Below are 8238 nucleotides of genomic sequence, written 5' to 3' on the forward strand. Positions count from 1 at the left end.
CGATCGAGCGACGCCCCAGTAACCCTGCCCCGGCCTGCTGAAATGCCGCGACGGCGCTCGCGTACAGGTGGATCGAACCCGCGCGTACTCCACTAACCTCTCCGATCACGTGGGTCAGCGCCTCGGTGAGGTTTTGCTCGGCGCGGTCGGTGCCCTCGGCCGCCGGGGCGGGGTCCTGGGTGGTGGTCACGATTCTCCTCGGGGTGGTCACTGGTAGGTCCACGGCTGGCTGGTGTCGATGAGGTCGACGTCGAGGATGACGGCCAGGCCGTGGTGGTCGCTGGCGTCGGCCGGGGTGTCGAGCAGGGTGTAGGAGACGATGGCCGGGGCGAGCGGGGCGGAGACCCAGAGCTGGTCGATGCGGTCGTCGTTGCCGGTGCGCCGCAGCAGGGCTTCGTCGCCGGTCTGCTCGTGCAGGTGCCAGGCGGTGTCGACGAGGCCGTTGGCGGCGAGCTTCCAGGCGACCCGGCGGTCCGGCACCGGGGCGGTCTGCTGCTGGAGTGCGGGGTCGGTGAGGGTGGTACGGGCGCCGCGGTTGTAGGGGCGCATGCGGTCCCAGGCCGGGTCGGGGCCGGCGGCGGGCGGGTAGTTGATGTCGCCGCCGAGGATGCAGTACGGGCCGTACCGGTAGCTCCGCGACGCCGCGAAGTCCGCCTCCGTGATCGCGCGGTCCGCGCTGTACGGGGTGAGGTGCACGCTGGTGACGGCAAGCGGCGCGGGCAAGCCGGGGATGGTGAAGGCGGCGACGCCGAGCCCGTGGTGCGTTTCGTCGGCGTAGTCGGTGTTCCAGCTCGCTCGACGGCCGAGGGTCTCGCGCCGGTAGAGCAGGGCGGTTCCGCGGCCGGAGCGGGAGGGGGCGAGGAGTCCGTCCATGCCGAGGTCGTGCTCGGCGCGGACGAGCTGGCGATGGCCGGCGTCGGCCCATCCCTCGGCTTCCTGGAGCAGTACCAGGTCGGGCTCGACGCTGCTGATCCGCTCGGCGAGCTGCGGCCAGCGGTCTTCGCGGCCGCCGTCACTGTCGAACAGGCCTCCGCGTTGCAGGTTCTGGACGACGATGGTCAGCTTCATGGTCCTCTTCTTCGGGTGCGGCGGATCGGGTCCGGGTGGCGGTCGCGGTGTGCCGCCGCCCCGCGGCCGGGTGGGCGCGGGGCGGCGGGAAGAGTGGGCGCTTGGTACGGCGTTCAGCGCGGGATGGAGACCCGGCCGGTCATGGCCATGGCGTGGGTGTCCGGTGCGCCGGCCGGGGCGTCGGGGGAGGCGGTGACGGTGACGGTGACGTCGCCGGACATGGAGCCGGCGGTCACGGCGCCGGGGTTCGCCGCGCGCGCCCGGATGTCGCCCGACATGGTCTGCAGGTCGGCGCTCGCGCCCAGCCAGCTCGCGCGGATGTCGCCGGACATCGTGTGCACTTCGGCGGTGACGGCGCGCTCCAGGACGACGTCGCCGGACTGGGTGCGGGCGCTGACGGTGCTGGCCGTGCCGACGGACACGTCGCCGGACTGGGTGGTCGCGGTCACCTGGTCGACGAAGGTGTGCGCCGTGGTGACGGACACGTCGCCGGACTGGGTGGTCGCGGCGACGGCGGTCAGGCGGCCGGTGGTGGTCAGGTCGGCGGCTTGGGTGCGGCCGATGACGGAGCTGCCCTCCGGGACCCGGGCGGTGACGACGACGGGGGCGGGGCCCTGGACCAGGGTGGCGCCGCGGCCGCCGACGACCCGGCCGCCCACGATGATCAGGTCGCCGTCGATGACCATGCCGGTCACCGAGCCGTACACGGTGCCGACGCCCTGCATCGTGATGGTGCGTCCGGAGCGGGTGACGATGGTGGTCGTGCCGCCGCCGGCACCCTGGCCCTGGACGCGGGCGACAAGAGCACCGCGCGGGTCCCAGAACAGGTCGGCGCCGGTGACGGCGTCGGCCGCCTCGCCGGTGTCGTCGGTGGTGCTGATGGTGATCTCGGCGGTGGCGAGGCCGGGGACGGCCTGGACGTCGACCCGGCCGGAGGCGCCGAGCAGGGACAGGTCGACGGTGGTCGCGCCGGTGGTGGCAGCGGTGAGGGTGCGGGTGGTAGCCATGATCTTGGTCTCCTGATGCAAGGTCGGGTGTCGGCCGGGCGGCCGCGCCGCGTACCACCGCGCACCACCGTCCGGGCCTGGTGGGCGCGGCGGCGGTGCGCGGTGGTACGCGGCGCGGCCGCCCGGGCGTCAGCAGCGGGGGCGGCTCAGCAGTGGGCGAGGGCGGGCACGGCGTCGGCCCGGTGGCGGTGGAGCAGCGCGTGCTGGCCGGGGTCGAGGCGCCAGAGGCCGAGGCGGCCGGCGGCGGGGATGGGGTCGGCGAGGGCCTGGACGTCGGCCAACCCCCAGTGCCAGAGGCCGGGCAGGCCCCAGGGGCGGCAGCAGCCGGTGTCGCGATGGCAGTCGGTGACGTTGGCGGTGGCGACGAGGGCGCCGGTCGTCAGCGCGGGGGCGCCGGGGCGGGCGAGGACGGCGCGGACGAGGGGGTCGGCCTGGCCGTCGCGGGCGAGGGCGCGGGCGGCGTGGAGGACGACCGGGCCGCGGTGTTTCGTCGGCCAGGACCGGTTCTCGGTCGTCTTGTCGCCGGTGAGGATCGCGGCGAGCCAGGGCTGGCGGATCGTCAGGGCGGGGATGTCGGCGGCGGGCTGCGCCGTCGGGGCACCGCCCTCGCCGATGCGGTACAGCGCTTCGGCCAGGGCGGCGTCCCAGTTGCCGGCGAAGGTGAGCGCGCGGTCGCAGATGTACAGCGCGGCGCCGAGCTTCAGGTTGGTGACGATGATCTCGCTGCCTCGCCAGTAGGCGCGGTCGGGGTCGTCGTTGACGATGGCGTCGAAGCCGTGGCGGCGCAGCCAGGCCGCGATGGCGGGGTGGTGCTCTCGGCCGCGCGCTGTGTAGACGAAAACGGAACGGTGGGCCTGGAGGGTGCGCAGGGCCTGGAGGGCGCCGGGGATCGGGTCGCCGTAGATCCGGCCGTCCTGCCAGCCGCGATTGTGGTCCACGAGTGTGAGGTCGAAATCGATGCCGACCGCGTGCGAAGCGGGGGAGTCGGGGTCGAGTGGGACGACGGTCAAGAGATCTCCTTTGGTCGGGTGATGGGCTTGGAGCAGGGGTGGCCCAGGCCGCGCCGGGTGGCGGCGCGGGCGGCCCGGCCTGGGTGGCGAGGACGGCGAGCGCGGTGGTGTGGGCGGGGGCAGCCCGCACCCGCCTTTCTCGACGGGGCGGATGCGGGCGGGCGGGTGCGGGTCGGGCGGGATGGTCAGGCCGTGAGGCGGACCGGCATGAGGACGTAGCGGTAGGGCTCGTCGTCGCCGGGGCCGGTGTGGGCGGTGATGCGGCCGGGCTTGTGCGGGTGGCCGAGGTGCAGGGTCACCTCGTCGGCAGCGCACGCCTTGATGCCGTCGGCGAGGTAGCCGGGGTTGAACGCGACGGTGTGGCGGCCGGAGGGGCCGGCGTGTTCGCCGGGGTCGCCGACGATGGTGGCCGGGATGGTGTCGGCGCCGTGGGCGTCGTCGCCGCAGCCGCCCTCGATGAGCAGCTCGCCGTCCAGGACGGTCAGGCGCAGGGCGGTGTTGCGTTCGGCGACCAGGGCGACGCGCTGCACGGCGGCGGCCATCTCGTCGGCGGGGACGGTGACGGTGAGGTGGGCGTCGGGGATCATGTCGGCGAGCTTCGGGTACTCGCCGCTGAGCAGGCGGGTGGTGAAGGTGCGGCCGCCGGTGGTGGACCAGCCGAACAGGCCGTCGCCGTCGCTGTGCAGGGTCAGGGGGCGGTCGCTGGCGAAGGCGCGGGCGGTGTCGCCGGCCGTCTTCGCCGGGATCAGGACCCGCAGCGCCTGGTCGGCGGCCGGGCCGGTGTGGGTGACGGTGAGGCGGCGCCAGCCGATCCGGTAGCGGTCGGTGGCGTTCAGCACGGCCTGGTCGCCGTCCAGGGTGAGGTGGACGCCGGTGAGGATCGGCAGGGACTGGTCGGTGCTGGCGGCGATGACGATCTGCGCGCAGGCGTCGGCCCAGGTGTCGGCCTGGACGGTGGCGACGGCCGGGGGCAGGCCCGGCAGGGCCGGGTACTCGTCGACGGGCAGCAGCGGCAGGGAGAACCTGGCGGTGCGGCAGGCGATCGTCAGGCGGGTGCCGTCGGAGTCCAGGTCGACGTCGGCGCCTTTGGGCAGGCGCGCGGTGATGTCGGCGAGCAGGCGGCCGGGCACCAGTTCGCGGCCCTCGTCGGCGACCTCGGCGTGCAGGCGGTCGGTGGCGTACACCTCGTGGTCGGAGGCGGCCAGTTCCAGGCCGCCCTGGCCGGCGGTGAGCAGGATGCCCGCCATCACCGGCACGACCGGGCGGGTGGCGATGGCGCGGGCGGTGTAGGCGACGGCGTCGGCCAGGTGCTGCGAGGAGACACGGATCTTCATCGGGAGGTCCTTCCAGCAGTTCGTGCGATCGGGGCGGGTGCGCGGGTCGGCGGTCAGTGCCGGTCGGCCAGGCCCAGGGGGTCGCAGGTGGAGTAGGCGGTGTCCAGCAGCAGGCAGTCGCCGTAGTCGTCGGCGCGGTCCAGGACGAGCTCGTCGGTGCCGGCCCAGCCGGGCACGACGGCCGTCACCGGGGCGTGGTCGGGCAGGCCGGCCAGGACGGCGGCGAGCCGGCCTACGGTCAGCACTCCGGCCAGGCCCGTACGACGAGGAGCGGCGGGCCGCGCGGCCTGCGATTCGCCGTCGGCCGCGGCGGCGGGCAGGTGGAGGGCCAGGGCGTTCGGGTCGGGCTCGGGCACGGTGGTGTGCAGGACCAGGGCGCCGTCCCAGGTGGTGGAGCGCACGGGCCAGGCGGCGCGGCGGTTCCAGTCCGGGACGCCGGAGACGACCATCAGGTGGTCGGGCAGGCCGGCGATGCGGGCGGCAAGGTCGCCGACGGTGAGGCGGGCGGCGCTGTAGGGGGTGCCGGTGATCCGCCAGGGCTTCTGGCGGTCGACCGGCGGCTGAAGGGCGGAGTCGGGGGAGATGGCGGTGACGGTGGTGACCACGGGTGTCCTCCACGGGTGCGCGGTGTCGGCCGGGCGGCCGCGCCGCGCACCACCGCGCCCCGCCGGCCTGGGCCTGAGGCCGGGCGGCGGGGCGCGGTGGTGGGCAGCGTGGTGGCCCGGACGGGTGGTGCTACCTGGTGGGGCGGAGCATTGAGCGGCATTCGGCGGCGTGGCCGTTCGCGTCGTTGTGGGCCTTGTTTCGCTCGTCGGGCAGGTACGGGTCGCCGAAGGCGTTCACCGAGCCGCGGGTGTCGCATCCGCGGCACTGCCAGGTGAAGCCGTCGACCTCGCGCCAGTGGTCACTGACGTAGGGGCGGCCCTGCGCGGTGTAGTTGGTGCGGAACCGGCGGCTCGTCAGGTCGACGTGGGCGCCGCCGACGGTCAGGTAGCGGGCGAGGACGCCCTCGGGCCAGTCGGCGGCCCATGCGGTGCTGCTCATCGGTTCTCCTCGGGGTTGTGTGGTGTCGGCCGGGCGGCCGGTCCCGTCCCCGGGACGCGCGCCGCCCGCCGGGCTGGGTGCCGGGCGGGCGGCGTGGGCCGGGGACGAGGCCAGTCGGGCGGGCGGTCAGTTGGCGGTGCGGTGGCCCGGCGCCTCCTGGGGGATCACGTAGATGTCCACGACGTCCCGGACGTTGCTCCACGTGCCGGCGGCGTGGCGGATGTAGACGATGCGCTCCTTGGCGCCGCTGCGGTCGGTGGTGTCGTACTCGTAGACCGTGTGCTTGCGGGCGCGGCGGACGGCGGCGCGCACGGTGCCGGTGCGGACCTGGCTGGGGAACGGCAGGAAGTGACCGCCGTCCACGAGGGTGAACGTCAGGGCGTGGTCGGGGCGCGGTCCGTTGGTGACGAGTCGGGCGGCGTAGTCGTGCAGGTCCTGGATGTGGCCAGCGTAGTACTGCTCGGCGCCCAGGGTGCTCGGGGTGGTCTCGGTGGTCAACGAAGCCTCCGTGATGTCGTGGTGTCGGCCGGACGGCCGCGGCACGCACCGAGCCGTCGGCCGTCGGCCGGGCCAGGGAGCGGGTCGGTGCGCACTGTGGTGGTCCGGGCGGCGAGGTCGCGGCCGGTCAGACCCGGGCCGCGAGGTCGAGGCCGTCGCGGGGCCCGCAAGTGGGGCCGGGGTCGGTCACGTGCACAGCCGGGTCGACGGTGACGCGGTCGACGCGGACGAAGCCCTCGGCGAGCAGCTGTGCCTGGGTGGGCACCTGCTGCTCCTGGTCGACGAGGACGTGGTCCGGGACGACGCGCTCGCGGCCGGCGTTCAGCAGGCGGCGGGTTGCCAGGGGCACTTCGAAGAGCACCGCACAGGCCGGGCGCTGCCAGTAGCGGGCGCGGGCGAGCAGACCGGCGCGGACGTGGGGCAGCAGCGCGGTGCTGTCTGCCACGGTCGTGAGGTTGCGGGAGAGCCGGGCGTCGAGCAGCAGCGCCTGGACCTGGTCGGCGACCGAGGTCGCGGACTGGTCGGCCTCGGAGTCGGTGGCCATGGCCCGGTAGGCGTCCAGGCTCAGGCGCCAGGTGGCCGGCCAGCGGCTGGCGAACGTGGTCTTCCCGGCGCCGCTGCCGCCGACCAGGACGGTCAGCGAACCGGGAACGGGGACGAAGGTGGTGTTCACGGGTGGTGCCTTTCGGATCGGGGACGAGTGGGCCGGGGTGGGCGCGCCGCTCACCACCGCGCGCTGCCGTCCCGGCCTGGCCGGTGTGGGGGCGGGGCTCGGTGGTGGGCGGCGCCAAGGCGTCGTCAGGCCGTGGTACCGGCGGGGCCGGTGGTGGTCGCCACGGCGCTCACGGCCGCGGTGAGGATCTCGGCGTGGTCGAACGCCAACTGCTCCGGGAGGCCGTCGACCGGCCACCAGCGGGCGGTGCGGGCGTCATCTCCGGCGGTGATCCGGGCGTCGTCCGGGACGACGGCGAGGTAGGCGACGGTGACGTACCGGCCGCGGGGGTCGCGGTGCGGGGTGTCCCAGGCGCCGAGCTGGAGCAGGTCGGCGGGCTCCACCCGCAGGCCGGTCTCCTCGGCCAGTTCCCGGGCCGCCGCGACGCGGCTCGTCTCGCCGGGGTCCACGTGACCGCCGGGCAGCGCCCAGGAGCCCGCGAAGGGCGGCCAGTCGCGCTCGATCAGCAGGACACGGCCGTTCGGCGTGAGGGCGACCACGTCGGCGGTGTAGCGGATGGACTCGATCATCTCGTTCCCTTCTGAGTGGGTGTGTGGTGTCGGGGATGCCGCGCGCCCCGACCCGGGGGCCGGGGCGCGGTTGCGGTCAGCGGCTGTCGGGCAGCGCGGGCAGGGCGGTGCAGGTCGCGGCGTGGCCGGTGGCCCGCTCGCGGGCAACGCCGAGCGGCTGCCCGTCCCAGCGGTGCCCGTCGCGGCAGCCGGTGCACCACCACCAGGCCAGCGGGTCGTCGCCGGTCGGAGTGCCGGTGGGCCAGGCCTGGTCGCAGGGCCACGGGGTGGCACCGGCGAGCTCGACCACCGCGCCGGACCGGTTGGTGTAGCGGGCCCACAGGTGCCCGCGCCCGGCTCCCAGGCCCGGGCCCCGGGGGGCGTCGCCGATGTGGGCCAGGCCGTGGTCGAGGCGGATGTGGCCGTGGTCGGCGGCCTGCTGGAGCAGGGCCAGCAGGCGGTCGTGTCCGCCGAGCGCCTGGCCGCCGGGGGTGACGCGGGACCAGGTGTGCAGTTCGCCGACGGTGGTACGGCGGTGGCCGTTCGCCTCCAGGTGGGCGAGGAGGCCCAGCACGACGGTGTAGGCGTCGTCGCGGCACAGCAGGTCGTCGAACGGGTCGGGGGTGAGGCCGGTGAGCAGGGCGGTCAGGGCCTCACGGACGGCGTGGGTGCGGGTGTCGATAACGCTCGTGGCCTGGTGGTGAGTGGGGTGGGGCTGCATGACGGGGTCCTTCCGTGGGTGGTGATGTCGGGCGGCCACGCCGCGCCGCGCGCCGGCACCGGCCTCGCCGGGAGCAGGCGGGCTGGTGGGCAGCGTCGGTGGCCGGGCGCCGGCCGGCGGCGCGAGTGGGGGTGCGGACGGCCAAGCCGGGTGGGATGTCAGCTGCGGCCGGGCGGGAGCGCCTTGGCGGACGGCGCGGTGGTGGTCTGGCGGTGCTGGAGGGCGAGCCAGGCGCCGGCCGCGGTCATCAGCCGGCCGTCGCCGAGGGCGTCGAGCGGGGCGGTGTCGATGTCGTGCATCAGCTCGGCCGGGTCGAGCGGGCGCGTGAAGGCGAC

At 75.3% G+C, this 8238-nt stretch carries 11 protein-coding genes; all 11 read right to left on the bottom strand.

Annotated features, from left to right (window positions below; genetic code table 11):
- A partial coding sequence (locus ACFVVA_RS41790) for a hypothetical protein (RefSeq protein ID WP_387695948.1) occupies positions 1 to 190 on the bottom strand: 190 nt, incomplete at its 3' end.
- Positions 191 to 207: 17 nt separating this feature from the next.
- Positions 208 to 1068 carry an endonuclease/exonuclease/phosphatase family protein gene (locus ACFVVA_RS41795; RefSeq protein WP_387695949.1) on the bottom strand — a complete coding sequence of 287 codons (861 nt, stop codon included), beginning with the start codon at positions 1066 to 1068 and terminating at the stop codon, positions 208 to 210.
- Between the two features lie 113 nt (positions 1069 to 1181).
- Positions 1182 to 2075 (bottom strand): DUF4097 family beta strand repeat-containing protein, encoded by an 894-nt coding sequence (locus ACFVVA_RS41800; protein WP_387695950.1) that lies wholly within the window; start codon positions 2073 to 2075, stop codon positions 1182 to 1184.
- 146 nt (positions 2076 to 2221) lie between these two features.
- Positions 2222 to 3085, bottom strand: a complete 864-nt coding sequence (locus ACFVVA_RS41805) for an ASCH domain-containing protein (RefSeq protein WP_387695951.1) — start codon at positions 3083 to 3085, stop codon at positions 2222 to 2224.
- 185 nt (positions 3086 to 3270) lie between these two features.
- Positions 3271 to 4419, bottom strand: coding sequence for a DNA polymerase III subunit beta (gene dnaN / locus ACFVVA_RS41810; RefSeq protein WP_387695952.1), 1149 nt, complete (start codon positions 4417 to 4419; stop codon positions 3271 to 3273).
- A gap of 53 nt (positions 4420 to 4472) precedes the next feature.
- Positions 4473 to 5024 (bottom strand): hypothetical protein, encoded by a 552-nt coding sequence (locus ACFVVA_RS41815; RefSeq protein ID WP_387695953.1) that lies wholly within the window; start codon positions 5022 to 5024, stop codon positions 4473 to 4475.
- 130 nt (positions 5025 to 5154) lie between these two features.
- A complete protein-coding gene (locus ACFVVA_RS41820) occupies positions 5155 to 5463 on the bottom strand; it encodes a hypothetical protein (RefSeq protein ID WP_387695954.1) in 309 nt (102 codons plus the stop codon).
- 126 nt (positions 5464 to 5589) lie between these two features.
- Complete coding sequence (locus ACFVVA_RS41825; RefSeq protein WP_387695955.1) at positions 5590 to 5961, bottom strand: hypothetical protein; 372 nt, start codon at positions 5959 to 5961, stop codon at positions 5590 to 5592.
- Between the two features lie 127 nt (positions 5962 to 6088).
- Complete coding sequence (locus tag ACFVVA_RS41830; RefSeq protein WP_387695956.1) at positions 6089 to 6634, bottom strand: AAA family ATPase; 546 nt, start codon at positions 6632 to 6634, stop codon at positions 6089 to 6091.
- A 125-nt stretch (positions 6635 to 6759) separates the two neighbouring features.
- Positions 6760 to 7203: an NUDIX hydrolase gene (locus ACFVVA_RS41835; protein ID WP_359909873.1), complete on the bottom strand. Its 444-nt coding sequence runs from the start codon at positions 7201 to 7203 to the stop codon at positions 6760 to 6762.
- Between the two features lie 76 nt (positions 7204 to 7279).
- Positions 7280 to 7903 (bottom strand): hypothetical protein, encoded by a 624-nt coding sequence (locus ACFVVA_RS41840; protein ID WP_387695957.1) that lies wholly within the window; start codon positions 7901 to 7903, stop codon positions 7280 to 7282.
- Between the last annotated feature and the right edge of the window lie 335 nt (positions 7904 to 8238).

It is taken from the genome of Kitasatospora sp. NPDC058048 (assembly GCF_042885555.1).
In the GTDB taxonomy this organism is placed as follows: Bacteria; Actinomycetota; Actinomycetes; order Streptomycetales; family Streptomycetaceae; genus Kitasatospora; species Kitasatospora lactacystinica.